The 24,903-nt window shown below is 39.6% G+C and carries 9 protein-coding genes; 3 read left to right on the plus strand and 6 right to left on the minus strand.

The window, feature by feature from the left end:
* Positions 1-38: 38 nt before the first annotated feature.
* The 5 genes from O5O44_RS12525 to O5O44_RS12545 form a co-directional block, all read right to left on the minus strand.
* Positions 39-449, minus strand: a complete 411-nt coding sequence (locus tag O5O44_RS12525; RefSeq protein ID WP_019387414.1) for a 6-pyruvoyl trahydropterin synthase family protein — start codon at positions 447-449, stop codon at positions 39-41.
* Positions 446-973 (minus strand): isopentenyl-diphosphate Delta-isomerase, encoded by a 528-nt coding sequence (idi, locus tag O5O44_RS12530; RefSeq protein ID WP_019387415.1) that lies wholly within the window; start codon positions 971-973, stop codon positions 446-448. The genes O5O44_RS12525 and idi overlap by 4 nt, the downstream gene beginning before the upstream one ends.
* Positions 974-1,076: 103 nt before the next feature.
* Complete coding sequence (locus O5O44_RS12535) at positions 1,077-2,996, minus strand: OmpA family protein (RefSeq protein WP_289194646.1); 1,920 nt, start codon at positions 2,994-2,996, stop codon at positions 1,077-1,079.
* 12 nt (positions 2,997-3,008) lie between these two features.
* Entirely contained in the window at positions 3,009-3,941 is a 933-nt protein-coding gene (locus tag O5O44_RS12540; RefSeq protein WP_019387417.1) for a PorP/SprF family type IX secretion system membrane protein, read from the minus strand.
* Between the two features lie 31 nt (positions 3,942-3,972).
* The gene (locus tag O5O44_RS12545) at positions 3,973-21,012 is read right to left on the minus strand and encodes a T9SS type B sorting domain-containing protein (RefSeq protein ID WP_289194647.1); all 17,040 of its coding nucleotides are present in this window, start codon (positions 21,010-21,012) and stop codon (positions 3,973-3,975) included.
* 693 nt (positions 21,013-21,705) lie between these two features.
* On the opposite strand from O5O44_RS12545, the gene O5O44_RS12550 reads away from it, so the two are divergent.
* The 3 genes from O5O44_RS12550 (at position 21,706) to O5O44_RS12560 (ending at position 24,525) form a co-directional block, all read left to right on the plus strand.
* A complete protein-coding gene (locus O5O44_RS12550) occupies positions 21,706-23,295 on the plus strand; it encodes a peptide chain release factor 3 (RefSeq protein ID WP_289194648.1) in 1,590 nt (529 codons plus the stop codon).
* Between the two features lie 118 nt (positions 23,296-23,413).
* Positions 23,414-23,644, plus strand: a complete 231-nt coding sequence (locus O5O44_RS12555) for a (4Fe-4S)-binding protein (protein WP_289194649.1) — start codon at positions 23,414-23,416, stop codon at positions 23,642-23,644.
* Between the two features lie 293 nt (positions 23,645-23,937).
* Positions 23,938-24,525: a hypothetical protein gene (locus tag O5O44_RS12560; protein ID WP_019388708.1), complete on the plus strand. Its 588-nt coding sequence runs from the start codon at positions 23,938-23,940 to the stop codon at positions 24,523-24,525.
* An 8-nt stretch (positions 24,526-24,533) separates the two neighbouring features.
* Here the strand turns inward: O5O44_RS12560 and O5O44_RS12565 are convergent, their stop codons facing one another.
* Positions 24,534-24,851, minus strand: a complete 318-nt coding sequence (locus tag O5O44_RS12565) for a DUF3467 domain-containing protein (protein WP_019388707.1) — start codon at positions 24,849-24,851, stop codon at positions 24,534-24,536.
* Positions 24,852-24,903: the final 52 nt, after the last annotated feature.

The following is a 24,903-nucleotide window of genomic DNA, read 5'->3' on the forward strand; positions in this document are numbered from 1 at the left end:
AGTGTGTTTTTAATTAGATTTAATTGCTTATCCTCCTCTTAATGTCCTGAATAAACCACAAAATTACGAGGTGTTTCATAAAGTGTAATTTCGAGTTTTAAATTTGGGCTTAACTTAGGCTTAATTTTATTATAAATTATAACCGATATATTTTCAGCAGTAGGATTTAAATCTCTAAATTCAGGGACTTCTTCGTTTAAATTCTTATGGTCAAAAGCATCTTCAACTTCAGATTTTATAATGTCCTTTAAAACTTTCATATCAATAACATAGCCCGTTTCTTTATCTATTTCACCAGTAACACTTACAATGAGTTCGTAATTATGACCGTGAAAATTTGGGTTATTGCATTTTCCGAAAATTTCGTCGTTTTTTTCAAAACTCCAATCTTTTCTATACAGTCTGTGTGCCGCATTAAAATGTGCTTTTCTACTTACAGTTACTATCATTCTGATGCTATATTTATATGCTCGTAGAATTTATCAAAAATTACCTTGAACCATTCAGTATAACTTTCTGGGTGTTTTGCAATATCTGTTTTTACTTCTTCCAGAGGCATCCATTTCCAACTAGCCACTTCTTCCTTGTTAATGTGCGGCTCGCCATTGTATTTACCAAGTAAAACATGATCAAATTCGTGCTCGGTTAAACCATTATCAAATGGCGCTTTATAAATAAAGGAAATGGTCTCTTTTAAGTCAACAACAAATCCCATTTCCTCCATTAAACGTCTTTTTCCTGCTTCTAAATTAGATTCACCATCACGCTGATGACTGCAGCAGGTGTTTGTCCATAGCCCTGGAGAATGGTATTTATTAAAAGCTCTTTGTTGTAACATCAATTCATTTTTATCATTAAAAATAAAAACCGAAAATGCCCGATGTAGCAACGCTTTTTCGTGGGCTTCTAGCTTTGGCATTAAACCTATTTGCTCATCCTTTTCGTTAACAAGGATCACTTTTTCTTCTTTCATAGTTTAACAAAAATACAAACAAAATTGCAACTTGTTAAATCCATGTATAAATAAAAAAAGCATCTAAATGAATTAGATGCTTTTTTATTGATGGTTAGATCTGTTAATTTTCAACGACTATAAATTCGCTTCGTCTATTAGCTTGATGCTCTGCTTCTGAACAAATGGATTTAAAAGCATTTGTACAACGATTAGTTAAACGAGTTTCTCCATAACCTTGACCTGAAAGTCGGCCAGCAGAAATACCGCCTTTATTAATTATATACTCTCGTGTTGATTTGTTTCTTCTATTCGATAATGCCCAGTTATAAGCATCTCTACCTCTTGAATCGGTATGAGATCGAACATCCACTTTTACGTTTGGATATTCTTTCATATAATTAATAACCTTAGCCAATTCTATTTCGGCATCCGGACGGATAAAAGATTTATCATAATCAAAATAAATTGGATTCAAATTAAGTAACAATGCTAAATCTGTACCTACTTTGGCAACCGCCGGGTCTAATTTCAATTCTAATTTCAAACTAGTTTCTTCATTAGGTTTTATCGAAAAATCAGTAAAATCATCTTTAAACTTATCTTTTTTTGCTTCGATTAAATAAGTTCTTTCATTACAACTTAAATCAAAAGTAAATTTTCCTGAATCGTCACTTTTTAAAGACTTTAACAAGTTTCTACTAGAATCGTATACAAAAACATCAGCATTACTTAACACTTCTGAAGTTCTTTTATTTAATACGGTTCCAGTAATTGCTCTAGAACATGGTGGCTTTACAAAACTATAAATATCGTCATCTCCTTTTCCTCCTTCTCTATTTGAAGAAATGAAACCCTTTCCACTGGTTTCATTAATTATAAATCCAAAATCATCTTTAGAACTATTTATGGGTTTACCTAGGTTTTGAATTAATATTGAAGTTTCATTTAATTTATCTAATTCAACTTTAAAAACATCTAAACCTCCTAAACCTACATGTCCATCGGATGAAAAATAAAGTATACCCTTTTCACTAACAAAAGGAAAATTCTCTCTTCCTTCTGTATTAACTTTTGGACCTAAATTTATTGGTTCGCCATATGTACCATCTTCATTAATATCAGCTACAAAAATATCTGAAGCACCTTGAGTGCCGAACATATCAGACGCAAAATATAGTTTCTTTTCGTCTACACTAAGTGCTGGGTGAGCTACATTATAATCGTCGTTATTAAACGGGAGTGATACAATATTGGTCCATAGACTATCTACTAATGTAGCTTTATAAATTTTTAATCCATGTATATCTTCATTACTCTTCTTAAAATTACCTTTAAAAAAGTTATTTCTTGTGAAATACATAGTTTTACCATCTTTAGTAAAAACTGCTGAAGATTCATGATATTTTGAATTTACATCACCTTGAATTTTAACGACCTCTGAAGCTCCTTCTTTGGCTCTATAGATATTCAAAAACGGTTGTTGATTCCATTGGTAAATATCATCCTTCTCTTCTCTTGAGGAAGCAAAATATAGTTCTGTACCATAAAATGTTGCTCCAAAATCTGAATAAGATGTATTGAAATCGAGATTTTCCAAAACATAATCATCTGAAATATTTTCAATCATGTCCAAATAATTACGTGACTTTGTAAACGCTATTGCTCTGGAGTCTGCTGGATGTAATTCACTGAATTTCTCCATAATTTCATCTGATTTAAAATACTCTCCAATGCCTTTTAATGCTTGAGCATACCTGTAATAACTTTCTAATTCAATTTCTTTACCTAAGAAAAATAACTCTTTATACCATTTTACAGCATTTTCCATTTGCCCATTAAAATAATAGGCATTTGCTAACTTTTGATAAACATCTCCATTAGCATTACCTTCTTCTACAAGTTTTAATAGAGCATCTGTAGATTTCTTATAAGACAAATTTTCATATTGTTTTTCAGCTGCTTTTATTTTACCTTTTTGAGCAAAAGAAAAACTTAAACTAAAAACACTTACTAAGGTTAAAATATATATTCTTAATTTCATATCTATGTCTTTTTAGAAGAATCTTGGTGATAAAATTTTCGCAATTTGTTGTAATTCAAATCGCAGCATTATTTCATGAGTACCACTATTATAATTGTTAAGTGCCGTAGTAGTCGCATCATAAGCATATCCTATAAATATTTCGGGGCTTAGTTGAAATCCTACTAAGCCGCTCACAGAATCATCCCATCTATATGCTAATCCTAAAGTAAACTTTTCATTGAATAAAGCGTTTGCTGAAAGATCTGCTATTACTGGTGCTCCCGAAACACCTTTTACTAAAAAGGCTGGTTTTAATTTAGTATTATCACTTAAATTAAAAACATATCCTCCTATTAAAAAGTAATGTAATCTTTCAGTAGCAATTGATTCTTGAAAATCATCGTAATGTTCGGTATTTAAAATATTAGGCACTGCAAATCCTAAATACCATTTTTCTGAATGTAAGTATAATCCAGCTCCCAGAGTTGGAGATATTAAATTAATGTTCTCATTAAATGCATTGTCTTCATTTTGATATCGACCCTTGCTCCAATCTGTATCAAGAAGGTGTAATCCACCTTTTATTCCGAAAGACAATTCTAAATCGCCAGATTCATTAACAGGAATAGAATACGAAAAATTGGCATCAATGCTTGTTTCCTCGGCTGGTCCTAATTGATCACTCACTACATTTAAACCTAATCCTATTCTATCGTTTCTTAATGGGGAATGAATACCAAATGTCATTGTTTTTGGAGCCCCGTCAATACCTACCCATTGGGTTCTATATAAAGCTGTAGCACTTAAGGTATTTCGTTGTCCTGCATAGCCCGGATTTACACTCATTGTGTTATACATATAATGAGTAAACTGAGGGTCTTGCTGAGCTTCTGTTTCAATACTTAATAGTGCAGTAAACACTACTAAAATTAAACTTTTTATTAATGATGATTTTTTTATCATTTTTTAAATATTTTTTAGTCGTTTACTTTAATTATCTATTTATGTATAACCATCCTACTTTAGGTTTAGAGCCATCACCAAAGTCTAAAACATAGTAATAGGTTCCTTCCGGAAGTTTTTCAGCAGTATTTACTGTAACTCTTCCGTTTGATGTTCCATCCCAATCATTATTATAACCTCGTTTTTCATAAACGATGTTACCCCAACGATTATATACTTCTAATTTATTATTTGGATAGTTTTCAATACAATTAATTATTAAAGTATCATTAACTCCGTCATCATTAGGTGAGAACTCATTAAATACAAGTAAGCATCCCAGTTCTGTAAATGTTGGGTCATCAGATGCATTTCCGTCTAAATCGTCACCATTATCACTCGTATCACTAACAGTACCTAATGAACTCGATGATGCATTTGCTACTACACTATTACTAACACCACCGGCATTAATTGCTTCTTGGGTTATGGTAAAGCTAGCATAATAAGTAGCTGTTTCACCTGCAAGCAGAGTCCCTTCTGTACTTCCTTGGTCTGCACTATCAAACTCAGGTTCTTCAGTTAATGTTATCACATTTCCATTGGCATCTAAGAACGTATCTACTAAAGATATGTTTGTTAACATAATGTCTCCAGTATTTTGAACTTCGATGGTATACTCAATCTCATCTCCTAAATCAGTTCCAAATACTTGTGCCGTTTTTGTTACTTCTATTGAAATTTGACAACCGGTAGTGATTGGATCACAAGGATCATTTGGATCTGATGTTGGTCCACCTGGGAATGTTGTTGGATCTGCCGGTGTACTTGGATCATCGATTCCAGTCGTTTCCTCACAATCCGTTAAACCATCACCATCGGTATCTGTTGTGTTGATTCCGATTGGATCACATGGATCATTCGGATCTGACGTCGGTCCTCCTGGGAATGTTGTTGGATCTGCTGGTGTGCTTGGATCATCGATTCCAGTCGTTTCCTCACAATCAGTTAATCCATCTCCATCGGTATCTGTCGTATTGATTCCGATTGGATCACATGGATCATTCGGATCTGATGTCGGTCCTCCTGGGAACGTTGTTGGATCTGCTGGTGTCGATGGATCATCGATTCCTGTCGTTTCCTCACAATCTGTTAAACCATCACCATCGGTATCTGTTGTGTTGATTCCGATTGGATCACATGGATCATTCGGATCTGAAGTTGGACCTCCTGGGAACGTTGTTGGATCTGCTGGGGTACTTGGATCATCGATTCCAGTCGTTTCCTCACAATCAGTTAAACCGTCACCATCTGTATCTGTTGTATTGATTCCGATTGGATCACATGGATCATTCGGATCTGATGTTGGACCTCCTGGGAATGTTGTTGGATCCGCCGGTGTGGAAGGATCATCGATTCCAGTCGTTTCCTCACAATCGGTTAAACCATCACCATCACTATCTGTCGTATTGATTCCGATTGGATCACATGGATCGTTTGGATCAAATGGTCCTCCTGGATAATTGTTTGGATCATCTGGAGTCGATGGATCATCGATTCCTGTTGTTTCCTCACAATCTGTTAAACCATCACCATCAGTATCTGTCGTATTAATTCCGATTGGATCACATGGATCATTTGAATCAAATGGTCCTCCTGGATAACTATTTGGATCATCTGGAGTTGAAGGATCATCGATTCCTGTTGTTTCCTCACAATCAGTTAAACCATCACCATCACTATCTGTCGTATTAATTCCGATTGGATCACATGGATCATTTGGATCAAATGGTCCTCCTGGGAATGTTGTTGGATCTGCTGGTGTACTTGGATCATCTATTCCAGTAATTTCCTCGCAATCTGTTAATCCGTCACCATCAGTATCTGTCGTATTTAATCCGATTGGGTCACATGGATCGTTTGGATCTGATGTCGGTCCGCCTGGGAATGTTGTTGGATCTGCTGGTGTAGATGGATCATCTATTCCAGTAATCTCCTCACAGTCTGTTAAACCATCACCATCGGTATCTGTCGTATTGATTCCGATTGGATCACATGGATCGTTTGGATCTGATGTCGGTCCGCCTGGGAACGTTGTTGGATCTGCTGGTGTAGATGGATCATCAATTCCAGTAGTTTCCTCACAATCTGTTAATCCGTCTCCATCGGTATCTGTTGTATTGATTCCGATTGGATCACATGGATCGTTCGGATCTGATGTCGGACCTCCTGGGAACGTTGTTGGATCTGCTGGTGTCGATGGATCATCGATTCCTGTCGTTTCCTCACAATCCGTTAATCCGTCTCCATCTGTATCTGTCGTATTGATTCCGATTGGATCACATGGATCATTCGGATCTGATGTTGGACCTCCAGGGAACGTCGTTGGATCTGCTGGGGTACTTGGATCATCGATTCCAGTCGTTTCCTCACAATCAGTTAAACCATCACCATCGGTATCTGTTGCGTTGATTCCGATTGGATCACATGGATCGTTTGGATCTGATGTTGGACCTCCTGGGAACGTTGTTGGATCTGCTGGTGTCGATGGATCATCGATTCCTGTCGTTTCCTCACAATCCGTTAATCCGTCTCCATCTGTATCTGTCGTATTGATTCCGATTGGATCACATGGATCATTCGGATCTGATGTTGGACCTCCTGGGAACGTTGTTGGATCTGCTGGTGTACTTGGATCATCGATTCCTGTCGTTTCCTCACAATCCGTTAAACCATCACCATCTGTATCTGTTGTATCGATTCCGATTGGATCACATGGATCGTTCGGATCTGATGTCGGGCCTCCAGGGAACGTTGTTGGATCTGCTGGCGTACTTGGATCATCTACTCCTGTAATCTCCTCGCAGTCTGTTAAACCATCACCATCACTATCTGTCGTGTTGATTCCAATTGGATCACATGGATCGTTCGGATCTGATGTCGGGCCTCCTGGGAATGTTGTTGGATCCGCTGGCGTACTTGGATCATCTACTCCTGTAATCTCCTCGCAATCTGTTAAACCATCACCGTCAGTATCTACTGTTGAAGTACATAACGGAACAACTACGGTAATTGTAGCTACATTTGAAGTATTTCCTTCATTATCATTAACAGTATAAGTAATCACTGTTGTTCCATCATTATATCCTGGAGCAGGACTAAATGTTACAGTTCCATCTCCATTATCTGTAAATGTTCCTTCACCTGGTACAGTAAATGTACTTTGCTGTCCTGGTGTACTAGGATCTAAATCGATTGTTGAAATATCAATAGTTCCATTTGGATCAGAATCATTATTTGTAATATTAATTATAACATCTACTCCAGGGTCTGTACTAGCGCCATCGTTATTAGCTACTGGGTAACAATTTGACTCAATTGGATCACAATCATCATTAGGATCAAATGGGCCTCCTGGGTAATTGTTTGGATCATCTGGAGTCGATGGATCATCGATTCCTGTTGTTTCCTCACAATCTGTTAAACCATCACCATCAGTATCTGTAGTATTAATTCCGATTGGATCACATGGATCATTTGGATCAAATGGTCCTCCTGGGTAATTGTTTGGATCATCTGGAGTCGATGGATCATCGATTCCTGTTGTTTCCTCACAATCTGTTAAACCATCACCATCAGTATCTGTCGTATTAATTCCGATTGGATCACATGGATCATTTGGATCAAATGGTCCTCCTGGGTAATTGTTTGGATCATCTGGAGTCGATGGATCATCGATTCCTGTTGTTTCCTCACAATCTGTTAAACCATCACCATCACTATCTGTCGTATTGATTCCGATTGGGTCACAAGGATCATTTGGATCGAATGTCGGTCCTCCTGGGAATGTTGTTGGATCTGCTGGCGTACTTGGATCATCTATTCCTGTAGTTTCCTCACAATCGGTTAAACCATCACCATCGGTATCTGTCGTATTGATTCCGATTGGATCACATGGATCGTTTGGATCTGATGTTGGGCCTCCAGGGAATGTTGTTGGATCTGCAGGAGTACTTGGATCATCGATTCCAGTGGTTTCCTCGCAATCTGTTAATCCGTCTCCATCCGTATCTGTTGTATCGATTCCGATTGGATCACATGGATCGTTCGGATCTGATGTCGGGCCTCCAGGGAACGTTGTTGGATCTGCTGGTGTCGATGGATCATCGATTCCTGTCGTTTCCTCACAATCCGTTAAACCATCTCCATCGGTATCTGTTGTATCGATTCCGATTGGATCACATGGATCGTTTGGATCTGATGTCGGGCCTCCTGGGAACGTTGTTGGATCTGCTGGTGTCGATGGATCATCGATTCCTGTCGTTTCCTCACAATCTGTTAAACCATCACCATCGGTATCTGTTGTATTGATTCCGATTGGATCACATGGATCATTTGGATCTGAAGTTGGACCTCCTGGGAACGTTGTTGGATCTGCTGGGGTACTTGGATCATCAATTCCAGTTGTTTCCTCACAATCTGTTAAACCATCACCATCGGTATCTGTTGTATTGATTCCGATTGGATCACATGGATCATTCGGATCTGAAGTTGGGCCTCCTGGGAACGTTGTTGGATCTGCTGGTGTCGATGGATCATCGATTCCTGTCGTTTCCTCACAATCCGTTAAACCATCACCATCTGTATCAATAGGAGATGGACAAGCTTCTACAACTAATGTCGCTGTTGCCGTATCACAGTTCGCTGGGTTTAAGTTCTCACAAATTGTGTAATCGTAAGTGTATGTTCCCGCTGTTGTACCTGGAGCTACCGTAATCGTACCATCAGCATTCATTGTAATGCTTCCTGATGCTGGACTTGGTGCTGTACCTGGTGTTAATGTCACATCTGCTGGAACTACGGCTACACCGTTTAAGGTGTCGTTGCCTAATACCGTTGTTGTGCTACCACCTGCAAATCCGTTTACTGGAGAGGCGCTGTAATCGTCCGCTACGGCATCGATTGGCGCTGGATCTACGACTACAGTTGCTGTAGCGGTATCACAGTTTGCTGGGTTTAAGTTCTCACAAATTGTATAATCGTAAGTGTATGTTCCTGCTGTTGTACCTGGAGCTACCGTAATGGTACCATCAGCATTCATCGTAATGCTTCCTGATGCTGGACTTGGTGCTGTACCTGGTGTTAACGTAATATTTGCTGATATTACTGCTGCACCATTAATAGTATCATTAGCTAATACTGTAGTACTAGTTCCACCATCTGTTCCATTGACAGCGACTGAAGAAAAGTCATCATCATTAGCAATTATTCTTGGAATAACATTTAATGTTGCGCTATTCTGCTCTTCAATACAAACATTATTGGCATGTGTTATAATGACATTATATATATTTCCATCTAAACCTGTAACATCAGATATATTTAAAATTGCCGTTGTCGTGCCACTATAAACACCTGTATCTGATAAATTTAATCCATTTTCTTGCCATTGATAAATTAGGGAAGCTGAATCATCCGTAGCAGGTGGAATTCCATAATCTGGTACACCTAAAGCAAAAGTTGTAGTGCTTTCAGATGACGCAGTTACAGAAAAAGTTGCTGGATTACCTTCAATTTCACTTTGATTAGATGGTACCACATCAACAGTAACTTGAACTGCAGTAATTACATTAGCATTAGTTCCCGGATAAGTAGCAGCTATTACTGTTCCATCCGAATTCACTTCTGATGCCCCGACAACACCGCCATATGTTCCATCATTATTCGAATCAGCAGTTGAATCAGAATATGCCTCGTTTGCATCAGGACAACCATCATTATCACTATCAGTATCAAAATGGTTTGGAATACCATCATTATCGATATCTAAATTTTCACAGATACCGAAACTGTTTAAAGTACAAAAATCGGGATCTTGATAATCTGGTACATTATCTCCATCTGCATCAGCTAAAGGATCTGTACCATTTGATTCCTCAGTATCTAGAATCCCATCGTTATCATCATCTAAATCTATAGCATCAGCAATACCATCCCCGTCATTATCTTCAAAAGTGTTATCTCTATAATCTACATCTCCTCCAGTGAATACATCAGCATCAGTATCAGGGAAATTATCTGTTTGTGTATTATCTAAAATACCGTTTGGATCCGTAAATGTATCACCAGCTGTACCATCATCATAAGCATCATCCAATCCATTAGCTCCAGTTACCCCATTAGTTTGTCCATCGGAGTCGGTGTCAGCAACACTATTTCCTGCTTCATCAATATCAAATAATGAATCGTTATCAGAATCTAAATCTAGATAATCAGGAGTATCAGTACCATCGGTATTAACAACATTTATATAAGTACCTCCATTAGAATTATCATAACTATCATCTAACCCATCGTTATCTGTGTCTACACCACTCGGTGCGATATAACCAACAGTCGACTGACCTTCGACATTGTCTGGTATAGTATCATTATCAGAATCTAAATCTAAGTAGTTCAATTGACCATCACCGTCAGTATCTTCTATGATTAAAGGTGTGCCTCCTTGATTTGAATCCAAATTACCATCTCGGTCATCATAAGGATCCAAGGCATCAACTAACCCATCTGCATCACTATCATTGGTTGTTCCAGATCCGTATCTTCCGTTTCCATTGGAATCAACACCTCCAGCTTCAAGCACATCAGATATACCATCATTATCAGAATCTAAATCTAGAAAATCAAAGTTTCCATCTCCATCGGTATCAATTGGTGACAATCCTCCAGGAGCGACTCCTAATGGTATACCGTTAGCATCGACTTCTGTGTTATCTAAAACACCCGTTCCTTCTTGTCCATTTCCATCTGGGTCGTTAGTTCCTCCAGCTTCAGTATAATCTGGAATACCGTCATTATCTGAATCTAAATCGAAATAATCAGGAACACCATCGCCATCAAAATCTGTTGGGTTTGTTCTTGGGTCATTATCTCCATCTAAATTTTCGTCTTCTTCAGTATCAAGTATGCCATCATTATCATCATCTAAATCTGAAACATCTGGAATTCCATCCTGATCTTTATCTTGAGAACTTAATTCTCTCCAATCTCTATCTCCACCAGCAGGGTCAACATCAGGTTGATCTGTAGGTAGTTGATTGTTATTTGTGGCATTGTCAGGATTTGTTGTGTTATTGGCTCCATCAATTGCTGGATTAGAATACTCAAAATCATCATGCAAACCGTCGCCATCAACATCAACAAATAATGCAGGGTCAACGATTCCGTCATTATCGGTATCTAATGGACCATCTATAGAATTATCTACAGCATTTTCTAATAAATCGAAAGCATCGCCAACGCCATCAACACCATCTGAATCAGTATCAGCATAATCTGGTGCGCTTCCTCCATCGGTATTTGTATAACCTATTCCAACACCGCTATTATCAACATCATATGCATTATCTATTCCATCACCGTCGGTATCTAAACCTGTAGGACTTACATAGCTAAATGTACCTTGTCCTTCAATATTATCGATGATACCATCATTGTCGATATCGATATCTAAATAATTGTTTACGCCGTCTCCATCTCTATCTTGATTAAAACCAAAACCTCCAAGAATATTTCCTGCATTATCAGGATCATTCGAATCGGCAAGTCCATCTCCATCTGAATCTACTGGTATTCCTGTTCCAACTATACCATCGTTATCATTATCGGCAACTTGGAAATTACCCTCAAAAGTATCTGGCAATCCGTCTCCATCCGAATCTAAATCTAAATGATTTGGTATGGTATCCGCATCAGAATTTCTTAATACCGGAAATGTTACTTCATTATCAATAGTATCATGCCAACCGTTATTATCTAAATCTACTAGTCCGTCAACTTGCCCATCATTATCGGCATCATTATAGGTAGCATTATTTGAAAATGCTTCAGCAGTATCTGTGATACCATCGTTATCAGAATCTACATCCAGAAAATCATAAAGCGTATAACTTTGGCTACTATCTGAATTAGAATCGGTATTTAGAGGATTATTTATTAATACTCCACTTTCAGCGCTTGTTTCTACTTCATCCGCAAGACCATTTGCCCCAAAACTTATTGAATCAACAATACCATCATTATTTGAATCTGTATTTCCTGCTTCTAATACATCAGGAATAGCATCATTATCGGCATCTAAATCTAAATGATTAGGAATTCCATCACCGTCAAAATCAAATTCTTTCTCTATACCAGGAGTATCATCTCCAATTACGGGATTAGTATCATCCTCATCTAAATATGCTGGAACACCATCGTTATCAACATCTGCTGTTGGATCTGTTCCATTGGTTTCTAGTGTGTCAGGAATACCATCATTGTCATCATCAATATCAATAATATCGATTACTCCATCTTGATCATAATCCGGTAAAACAACTACAGTTGCTGTTGCTGTATCACAATTTGCTGGATTTATATTTTCACAAATGGTGTAATCGTAGGTGTATGTTCCTGCCGTTGTGCCTGGAGCTACCGTAATGGTACCATCAGCATTCATCGTTATGCTTCCTGATGCTGGACTTGGTGCTGTACCTGGTGTTAATGTGATATCTGCTGGAACTACGGCTACTCCGTTTAAGGTGTCGTTGCCTAATACCGTTGTTGTACTGCCACCTGCAAATCCGTTTACTGGAGAGGCGCTGTAATCGTCGGCTACGGCATCGATTGGCGCTGGATCTACGACTACAGTTGCTGTAGCGGTATCACAGTTTGCTGGGTTTAAGTTCTCACAAATTGTGTAATCGTAAGTGTATGTTCCTGCCGTTGTGCCTGGAGCTACCGTAATCGTACCATCGGCATTCATCGTAATGCTTCCTGATGCTGGACTTGGTGCTGTACCTGGTGTTAATGTCACATCTGCTGGAACTACGGCTACACCGTTTAAGGTGTCGTTCCCTAATACCGTTGTTGTGCTACCACCTGCAAATCCGTTTACTGGAGAGGCGCTGTAATCGTCTGCTACGGCATCGATTGGCGCTGGATCTACGACTACAGTTGCTGTAGCGGTATCACAGTTTGCTGGGTTTAAGTTCTCACAAATTGTGTAATCGTAAGTGTATGTTCCTGCTGTTGTACCTGGAGCTACCGTAATCGTACCATCGGCATTCATCGTAATGCTTCCTGATGCTGGACTTGGTGCTGTGCCTGGTGTTAATGTCACATCTGCTGGAACTACGGCTACACCGTTTAAGGTGTCGTTGCCTAATACCGTTGTTGTGCTACCACCTGCAAATCCGTTTACTGGAGAGGCGCTGTAATCGTCTGCTACGGCATCGATTGGCGCTGGATCTACGACTACAGTTGCTGTAGCGGTATCACAGTTTGCTGGGTTTAAGTTCTCACAAATTGTGTAATCGTAAGTGTATGTTCCTGCTGTTGTACCTGGAGCTACCGTAATCGTACCATCGGCATTCATCGTAATGCTTCCTGATGCTGGACTTGGTGCTGTACCTGGTGTTAATGTCACATCTGCTGGAACTACGGCTACACCGTTTAAGGTGTCGTTCCCTAATACCGTTGTTGTGCTACCACCTGCAAATCCGTTTACTGGAGAGGCGCTGTAATCGTCTGCTACGGCATCGATTGGCGCTGGATCTACGACTACAGTTGCTGTAGCGGTATCACAGTTTGCTGGGTTTAAGTTCTCACAAATTGTGTAATCGTAAGTGTATGTTCCTGCTGTTGTACCTGGAGCTACCGTAATCGTACCATCGGCATTCATCGTAATGCTTCCTGATGCTGGACTTGGTGCTGTGCCAGGTGTTAATGTCACATCTGCTGGAACTACGGCTACACCGTTTAAGGTGTCGTTGCCTAATACCGTTGTTGTGCTACCACCTGCAAATCCGTTTACTGGAGAGGCGCTGTAATCGTCTGCTACGGCATCGATTGGCGCTGGATCTACGACTACAGTTGTTGTAGCGGTATCACAGTTTGCTGGGTTTAAGTTCTCACAAATTGTGTAATCGTAAGTGTATGTTCCTGCTGTTGTACCTGGAGCTACCGTAATCGTACCATCGGCATTCATCGTAATGCTTCCTGATGCTGGACTTGGTGCTGTACCTGGTGTTAATGTCACATCTGCTGGAACTACGGCTACACCGTTTAAGGTGTCGTTGCCTAATACCGTTGTTGTGCTACCACCTGCAAATCCGTTTACTGGAGAGGCGCTGTAATCGTCTGCTACGGCATCGATTGGCGCTGGATCTACGACTACAGTTGCTGTAGCGGTATCACAGTTTGCTGGGTTTAAGTTCTCACAAATTGTGTAATCGTAAGTGTATGTTCCTGCTGTTGTACCTGGAGCTACCGTAATCGTACCATCGGCATTCATCGTAATGCTTCCTGATGCTGGACTTGGTGCTGTGCCAGGTGTTAATGTCACATCTGCTGGAACTACGGCTACACCGTTTAAGGTGTCGTTGCCTAATACCGTTGTTGTGCTACCACCTGCAAATCCGTTTACTGGAGAGGCGCTGTAATCGTCTGCTACGGCATCGATTGGCGCTGGATCTACGACTACAGTTGTTGTAGCGGTATCACAGTTTGCTGGGTTTAAGTTCTCACAAATTGTGTAATCGTAAGTGTATGTTCCTGCTGTTGTACCTGGAGCTACCGTAATCGTACCATCGGCATTCATCGTAATGCTTCCTGATGCTGGACTTGGTGCTGTGCCAGGTGTTAATGTCACATCTGCTGGAACTACGGCTACACCGTTTAAGGTGTCGTTGCCTAATACCGTTGTTGTGCTACCACCTGCAAATCCGTTTACTGGAGAGGCGCTGTAATCGTCTGCTACGGCATCGATTGGCGCTGGATCTACGACTACAGTTGCTGTAGCGGTATCACAGTTTGCTGGGTTTAAGTTCTCACAAATTGTGTAATCGTAAGTGTATGTTCCTGCTGTTGTACCTGGAGCTACCGTAATCGTACCATCGGCATTCATCGTAATGCTTCCTGATGCTGGACTTGGTGCTGTGCCTGGTGTTAATGTGATATCTGCTGGAACTACGGCTACTCCGTTTAAGGTGTCGTTGCCTAATACCGTTGTTGTGCTACCACCTGCAAATCCGTTTACTGGAGAGGCGCTGTAATCGTCTGCTACGGCATCGATTGGCGCTGGATCTACGACTACAGTTGCTGTAGCGGTATCACAGTTTGCTGGGTTTAAGTTCTCACAAATGGTGTAATCGTAAGTGTATGTTCCTGCTGTTGTACCTGGAGCTACCGTAATGGTACCATCAGCATTCATCGTAATGCTTCCTGATGCTGGACTTGGTGCTGTACCTGGTGTTAATGTCACATCTGCTGGAACTACGGCTACACCGTTTAAGGTGTCGTTGCCTAATACCGTTGTTGTGCTACCACCTGCAAATCCGTTTACTGGAGAGGCGCTGTAATCGTCTGCTACGGCATCGATTGGCGCTGGATCTACGACTACAGTTGCTGTAGCGGTATCACAGTTTGCTGGGTTTAAGTTCTCACAAATGGTGTAATCGTAAGTGTATGTTCCTGCTGTTGTACCTGGAGCTACCGTAATCGTACCATCGGCATTCATCGTAATGCTTCCTGATGCTGGACTTGGTGCTGTACCTGGTGTTAATGTCACATCTGCTGGAACTACGGCTACACCGTTTAAGGTGTCGTTCCCTAATACCGTTGTTGTGCTACCACCTGCAAATCCGTTTACTGGAGAGGCGCTGTAATCGTCGGCTACGGCATCGATTGGCGCTGGATCTACGACTACAGTTGCTGTAGCGGTATCACAGTTTGCTGGGTTTAAGTTCTCACAAATTGTGTAATCGTAAGTGTATGTTCCTGCTGTTGTACCTGGAGCTACCGTAATCGTACCATCGGCATTCATCGTAATGCTTCCTGATGCTGGACTTGGTGCTGTGCCTGGTGTTAATGTCACATCTGCTGGAACTACGGCTACACCGTTTAAGGTGTCGTTGCCTAATACCGTTGTTGTGCTACCACCTGCAAATCCGTTTACTGGAGAGGCGCTGTAATCGTCGGCTACGGCATCGATTGGCGCTGGATCTACGACTACAGTTGCTGTAGCGGTATCACAGTTTGCTGGGTTTAAGTTCTCACAAATTGTGTAATCGTAAGTGTATGTTCCTGCTGTTGTACCTGGAGCTACCGTAATCGTACCATCGGCATTCATCGTAATGCTTCCTGATGCTGGACTTGGTGCTGTACCTGGTGTTAATGTCACATCTGCTGGAACTACGGCTACACCGTTTAAGGTGTCGTTCCCTAATACCGTTGTTGTGCTACCACCTGCAAATCCGTTTACTGGAGAGGCGCTGTAATCGTCTGCTACGGCATCGATTGGCGCTGGATCTACGACTACAGTTGCTGTAGCGGTATCACAGTTTGCTGGGTTTAAGTTCTCACAAATTGTGTAATCGTAAGTGTATGTTCCTGCTGTTGTACCTGGAGCTACCGTAATCGTACCATCGGCATTCATCGTAATGCTTCCTGATGCTGGACTTGGTGCTGTGCCAGGTGTTAATGTCACATCTGCTGGAACTACGGCTACACCGTTTAAGGTGTCGTTGCCTAATACCGTTGTTGTGCTACCACCTGCAAATCCGTTTACTGGAGAGGCGCTGTAATCGTCTGCTACGGCATCGATTGGCGCTGGATCTACGACTACAGTTGTTGTAGCGGTATCACAGTTTGCTGGGTTTAAGTTCTCACAAATTGTGTAATCGTAAGTGTATGTTCCTGCTGTTGTACCTGGAGCTACCGTAATCGTACCATCGGCATTCATCGTAATGCTTCCTGATGCTGGACTTGGTGCTGTGCCAGGTGTTAATGTCACATCTGCTGGAACTACGGCTACACCGTTTAAGGTGTCGTTGCCTAATACCGTTGTTGTGCTACCACCTGCAAATCCGTTTACTGGAGAGGCGCTGTAATCGTCTGCTACGGCATCGATTGGCGCTGGATCTACGACTACAGTTGCTGTAGCGGTATCACAGTTTGCTGGGTTTAAGTTCTCACAAATTGTGTAATCGTAAGTGTATGTTCCTGCTGTTGTACCTGGAGCTACCGTAATCGTACCATCGGCATTCATCGTAATGCTTCCTGATGCTGGACTTGGTGCTGTGCCAGGTGTTAATGTCACATCTGCTGGAACTACGGCTACACCGTTTAAGGTGTCGTTCCCTAATACCGTTGTTGTGCTACCACCTGCAAATCCGTTTACTGGAGAGGCGCTGTAATCGTCTGCTACGGCATCGATTGGCGCTGGATCTACGACTACAGTTGCTGTAGCGGTATCACAGTTTGCTGGGTTTAAGTTCTCACAAATTGTGTAATCGTAAGTGTATGTTCCTGCTGTTGTACCTGGAGCTACCGTAATCGTACCATCGGCATTCATCGTAATGCTTCCTGATGCTGGACTTGGTGCTGTGCCAGGTGTTAATGTCACATCTGCTGGAACTACGGCTACACCGTTTAAGGTGTCGTTGCCTAATACCGTTGTTGTGCTACCACCTGCAAATCCGTTTACTGGAGAGGCGCTGTAATCGTCTGCTACGGCATCGATTGGCGCTGGATCTACGACTACAGTTGTTGTAGCGGTATCACAGTTTGCTGGGTTTAAGTTCTCACAAATTGTGTAATCGTAAGTGTATGTTCCTGCTGTTGTACCTGGAGCTACCGTAATCGTACCATCGGCATTCATCGTAATGCTTCCTGATGCTGGACTTGGTGCTGTGCCAGGTGTTAATGTCACATCTGCTGGAACTACGGCTACACCGTTTAAGGTGTCGTTCCCTAATACCGTTGTTGTGCTACCACCTGCAAATCCGTTTACTGGAGAGGCGCTGTAATCGTCTGCTACGGCATCGATTGGCGCTGGATCTACGACTACAGTTGCTGTAGCGGTATCACAGTTTGCTGGGTTTAAGTTCTCACAAATTGTGTAATCGTAAGTGTATGTTCCTGCTGTTGTACCTGGAGCTACCGTAATCGTACCATCGGCATTCATCGTAATGCTTCCTGATGCTGGACTTGGTGCTGTACCTGGTGTTAATGTCACATCTGCTGGAACTACGGCTACACCGTTTAAGGTGTCGTTCCCTAATACCGTTGTTGTGCTACCACCTGCAAATCCGTTTACTGGAGAGGCGCTGTAATCGTCTGCTACGGCATCGATTGGCGCTGGATCTACGACTACAGTTGCTGTAGCGGTATCACAGTTTGCTGGGTTTAAGTTCTCACAAATTGTGTAATCGTAAGTGTATGTTCCTGCTGTTGTACCTGGAGCTACCGTAATCGTACCATCGGCATTCATCGTAATGCTTCCTGATGCTGGACTTGGTGCTGTACCTGGTGTTAATGTCACATCTGCTGGAACTACGGCTACACCGTTTAAGGTGTCGTTGCCTAATACCGTTGTCGTGCTACCACCTGCAAATCCGTTTACTGGAGAGGCGCTGTAATCGTCTGCTACGGCATCGATTGGCGCTGGATCTACGACTACAGTTGCTGTAGCGGTATCACAGTTACTTGGATTAGCATCCTCACATATGGTATAATCGTAAGTGTATGTTCCTGCTGTTGTACCTGGAGCTACCGTAATCGTACCATCAGCATTCATCGTAATGCTTCCTGATGCTGGACTTGGTGCTGTACCTGGTGTTAATGTGATATCTGCTGGAACTACTGCCGCACCTTTTAAGGTGTCGTTGCCTAATACTGTAGTTGTGCTGCCTCCATTTAAACTATTTATTGGGCTTCCACTAAAATCATCGACTACAGCATCGATTGCACATAAAGGACCTAATATTGTATCGTCAGTAGAACTTACATCTCCTTGACCACCTGAAACTAAATCAGGAACACCGTTGGCGTCTACTGAACCATTAATTTGACCCGTGGTTCCATTAACTTGTGCTAAAGTGATTCCTCCATCACCTTCAAGTGCATCAAAACAACCATCATTGTCACTATCTACATCTAAATAATCTGGAATATTATCACCATCGGTATCAGGTGGTACACAAAACGATAAATCGCTTAGCGCCATTCCTTGATTTACTGAAGGATTATCTCCAACTTGCCTGTAATAGATCACCATTTTTTCGATAGGAACAGTAAAACTTATCCCTAAATTTTCATCAAGTCCATTTCCAACAAAGGTGTTATTTCCTGCGTAAATCATATTTGCTCCTAATGTATAATCAGCAGGAGTCATCGTATATTCTACTCCTTGCGAGATAATCACAAACTGGATTTCATCTGTAAAGTTGGAACCAATATCAAGATCGAACAAAGTAAAAGCTAGGTCGTTTACTTCTCTAGTAAAATCAAAAGTATGTATAGATTCTCCTCCAGCGATTGAAGCTTGGAACATAGTATAACCATCAATTCCATAAAAATCGTTAATTCTATAGTTTCCGGTTGTATTTGAGGTTCTACTGAATGCAATTGATACGCCGTCAAAATCTAAAGGTGGTGAGGCAGGAGTTACTGTAGGATCATCTCCTGTTGTTTCAGAATTCCCCTCAACATAATGATTAAACCAATCTAAAGTTGAAGGCACACAAACATTTTCAACAGTATCTAAAATACCATCATTATCATCATCTAAATCGTCGATATTAGCAATTCCATCACCATCGGTATCTAACAATACTGTTACAGTAGCTAAAGCTGTTTTACAGTTGGTTGGTACAGCAGATTCACATATTTGATATTCTACAACATAAGTTCCGGTTGGAACCGCAGAAGTTACATTCACAGCTCCTGTAGCCGTATTCAACGTTACTCCAGGATTACTAGTACTTATCTGAGTTAATATAACATTAGAAGTTGTGGGTGTATTACCGTCTAAATCATCATTAGCTAGAACGTTAGCAATAGCTATTCCTCCTATTCCTTCGTTCACAGACCCACTATCATCATTGGCAGCAATAGGTGTTACAAACCCACATAGTTCAACTGTTGCGGGAATAACACATTCAAAAGTAGAACCATCACCTGTGGTCAATCCACCAGTACTTCCATTCGAAATATGGCCTACAAAACAAATTGAACCACCATTTGCTCTGTTAAAAAAGGTAGTTGCATGACCTCCTACACTTGCATGAACAGGGTCGTCTACTCCAACGTTAAATGATGGTGGAATTGTTGGATCGTCAATTGTGGCATTAGCCCCATGACCTAAAGAGTCAGTATTATTTAAACCCCAAGTATAAAGAACATTTGGGTCTGAGGAGGTTGCTCCAGCAATAATTGCAGATGCACCAGCCCATTCTTCGGAAGTATGCGATGTTGACAGTTGAATCACTCCAACAAAATCGCCACCACCAGCGGCCTGTATGGCTGTCCATGTGTCTACATTTCCGGTTCCAGTTGTAATAATTTCACCTAATGTATTTGCCCCTACTCCATATATTTTGGTATCTGAGCCTAATGCAAGAAGCCCAGTATCTCCATCATTATGTGTAAATGAAGAAATAAACGTTACCGAAACGGGTGGTGCCGTCATTTGCGTTGCATAATCTAAATTTTGAGTACCACCTCCATTTCCTAATTCAACATCGTCTCCCCATGCATAAAGACTACCATCATTAAGCAAAGCATATCCTGCGTATTTATTTCCAGTTACTTGAACTACATTATTTAAAGGGTTTCCTGCAGACGTTTGCACTTGATGCCAAATATTTCCATCTCCACTTGCATTGCCATTTGGTGCTGTTGTACCAGTGGTAGCTACCCATACTTGACCCGACGCTAAAATAAATAGCACGTCTGAACTTGCATGAATTTGTGTAATATTAGCTGCGGTAAATGGTAAGGTTTGTGTAGCATTCATATCGTTAAATGCATTACCTGATACAAACGAGCCGTCAACCACTTCCCCACTTAAACCCCAAGCATATAAACTCGTGGTTGTTGCTAAAAAAGCTTGACCACCAGTATTACCTGACACACCAAAATGAACTGGAGTCCCAGTGTAATTATAACCATTAGCAGGTATTACTTCAGTAATGCTTGTTGCATCAGTAGTACCGTTTGCAGTCATATCTTCACCCCAAGCCACAATATTTGTGGATGTTTTTGCCATGGATTGATGATAGGATGTTATTAATACGTCTGAAAGAGGATCAAATATACCTTCGGATGATATGGTAGGACAATCTTGCGCATTTAATCCCTGCGAAAAAATAACAAACGAAAAACAGATTAAGAATTTAAATGAGAATCGAGTAGTGATTTGCATATTATTATGGAGTAAAATTTTAGTCTAATTTAATTTTTTATATAACACAAAAAGCGCCAACGGCGCCTTCAAAAGTTAATTTAATATAATAGAATGTTTCTTCAATATTCATTTGAAAAGAATCTTTAAAAATCATTAATGCTAAAAGTATCTAATAAAATTTTAATTAACAAATGTTTATGCTTCAACAAAGACACCTAAAACCTAATTATAAAATAATTTTCTCCGGTAAATTAACGGCAAATACTTAAAGTATCAAACAATTTTAATAATTAGTAACTACGCATTTAATACTCAATAGCCAAATTAGGGCTATTAAAATAATTAAATGAATACATGATATCGTATTTATTTTCCTTTCGTCGAACAAAAATAAACAATTAATTCACGTAACTCAATTCTTGATCAAAAAATAATAAAACGGTATTTCACAAAAAGTATGACACACCTTTAAATTAAAGGTCACATTTAGAAACAATTATTATTGTTGGCACTTATTAATTAATAGTATCTTTGCAAACTATTTGCACGATTATTATGAGTTTTTTAAAAGAAATACAGCGTAGACGCACATTTGGTATCATTTCTCACCCTGATGCTGGTAAAACGACTTTAACAGAAAAGCTATTACTTTTTGGAGGTGCTATTCAAGAAGCTGGTGCTGTAAAAAGCAACAAAATAAAAAAAGGTGCTACCAGTGATTTTATGGAAATAGAACGCCAACGTGGAATATCGGTAGCAACATCTGTTTTAGCATTTGAGTACAATGGTATAAAAATAAACATTTTAGACACCCCGGGGCATAAAGATTTTGCTGAAGATACTTTTAGAACATTAACGGCAGTAGATAGTGTAATAGTTGTTATAGACGTTGCAAAAGGAGTTGAGGAGCAAACTGAAAAACTAGTTGAAGTTTGCCGTATGCGAAAAATCCCGATGATTGTATTCATTAATAAAATGGATAGAGAAGGAAAAGATGCATTTGATTTGCTAGATGAGGTTGAGCAAAAATTAGGACTTAAAGTTGTACCACTTAGCTTCCCAATTGGCATGGGTTATGAATTTAAAGGTATTTATAATATTTGGGAAAAAAATGTGAACCTTTTTAGTGGAGATAGTAGAAAAGACATTGAAGAAACCATTGAAATTTCGGATTTATCGTCTTCCGAATTAGATAAACTCGTTGGAGACAAAGCTGCCAATACATTAAGAGAGGAAATTGAATTAGTAGAAGGTATTTACCCAAGTTTTAATAAGGAAGAATATTTAAACGGAAACCAACAACCTGTGTTTTTTGGTTCAGCATTAAATAACTTTGGGGTTAGAGAATTACTGGACTGTTTTGTTGATATTGCTCCTAAACCAAGACCAAAACAAAGTGAAGAACGCTTGGTTAAACCTGAAGAGAAAAATTTTAGCGGGTTTGTTTTTAAGATTCATGCCAATATGGATCCTAACCATAGAAACCGTTTAGCTTTTGTTAAAATTGTTTCAGGAGAATTTAAACGAAATACACAATACCTTCATGTAAGGCATAATAAGAAAGTGAAATTTTCTAGTCCAAATGCTTTTTTTGCTGAAAAGAAAGAAATCGTAGATATCTCTTACCCTGGTGATATTGTAGGCCTGCAAGATACTGGAACATTTAAAATTGGCGATACCCTAACCGAGGGCGAAGTTTTAAATTACAAAGGGGTTCCTAGTTTCTCTCCAGAACATTTTAGATATATTAATAATGCCGACCCGTTAAAGTCGAAGCAATTGTTTAAAGGCATTGACCAACTTATGGATGAAGGGGTTGCACAATTATTTACCTTAGAACTTAATGGTAGAAAAGTTATTGGAACTGTTGGTGCGCTGCAATATGAAGTTATACAATATAGACTTGAACATGAGTATGGTGCCAAATGTACATACGAAAATTTAAATGTGCATAAAGCATGTTGGGTAGATCCAAAAAACTCAAAATCTGAAGAATACAAAGAGTTTGTGCGCGTAAAACAGCGTTTTCTAGCCAAAGACAAACAAAACCAATTAGTTTTTTTAGCAGATTCTCCTTTCTCTTTGCAAATGACGCAACAAAAATATCCGAATATTAAACTTCATTTTACATCGGAATTTGATTAACTAAGGCTGCATTTCATCTATTCATAAGAAAAAATAGGTTTTTAATCGATTATTAGATTCATTTTTTGGGGCTCCTTATAAATTTATAAAACAAATCTCAACCCCAAATTGATTGATTATGAAAATAAATGCAAGAGAATTTAGTAATTCGGAAATCACAGTAACCTACGACCCATGCATCTGTAAACATGCAGACAATTGTGCTAAACAGCTTTCTAATGTATTTAGAGACTCCGTAATACCCTGGATAGATATTAATGGAGCAAGTTCTGTACAAATTATTAAACAAGTAAAGAAGTGCCCCACTGGTGCCTTGAAATATTATTTAAATAAGAAAGAAGTTGCGTAGATTCACAAACTAATTATAACTTTAAAAACTGTTCCAGTAACAAGTTATTAAACTTAAAATATTTATGTTTTTATAACAATTATTTTAATACTTGTTATGTTTTAAGCTATTTCTGATGTGGTTATAGGATAATAACTCCCACCATTACAACAGACAAATCCAATATAACACACTTATTTACAGGTTTTTATATATAATTTTGCGTTTTAAATTATAAAGTATTTAATTTGTAACTAGTTATAACACTGATTTTCAGTATATAAATTGCTATTACATAACTCTCAATAAATATCATGAAGCTACTTAATACTATTAGTATCTTTGTATGTCTCTTTACGTTAAATCTTTCGGCACAAGTTGGAATTAACACTACCAATCCTCAAGAAACATTACATGTTGTAGGTACAGCACGAATAGAAACAACAAATCAAGTAGGCGTTACAACCACGAAGGTAACTGGTCTTGATAATTCTGGAACCTTACGAGAAATTTATATAGGGAGTAATCTAAAACTTACTAATAATACATTATCCAGCAATTTCGATTATTATTTTGGCAGTGTATCCTTCTCAACAAAAACTAACCATAACATAGATCTTTTACTAGATCCGGGTGAAGCCAATGAGGGTAAGCATATAATTCGTATAAATAATTCTGCCGGAGATACTGAAATTACTGGTATAAAAGATGGCTATGATGGCCAACATATTTGGATCTACGCACAAGGCAATGAAGTTAAGCTATTGGATAACAATGCTGGATCTAACGCAGGAAATAGAATTGAAGTAAACGATAAAATGGCAGCAAAGGATTGGGGAATGATTGAACTGGTTTATGACGGTGCCAGATCCAAATGGATTATCATGCAACACCATAATTAAATTAATAATTATGCCTGCCCTGTCGGTCCAAAATTTAGTGGCATTGGCGGTTGCTCATAATCTTTAATTTCACCATGTGCGCTCTCAAATCTGGCTACATTATCACCTAATGCTTTTAACAATCGTTTAGCATGCTGCGGCGTTAATATTATTCTAGCCTTTACCTTATTTTTAGGAATCCCTGGCATAATATTTACAAAATCAACAACAAACTCAGAAACAGAATGGTTAATAATAGCTAGATTGGAATATGTTCCTTCTGCTACCTTCTCATCTAGTTCTATGTTAATCTGTCCTTGTTTTGGATTGTTTTTATCATCTGCCATAATAATCTTTATTTAAATATTTAAAAAGCCTTCAAGTATATTAAACATGAAG

This window comes from Algibacter luteus (genome assembly GCF_030344935.1).
Lineage (GTDB): Bacteria > Bacteroidota > Bacteroidia > Flavobacteriales > Flavobacteriaceae > Arenitalea > Arenitalea lutea.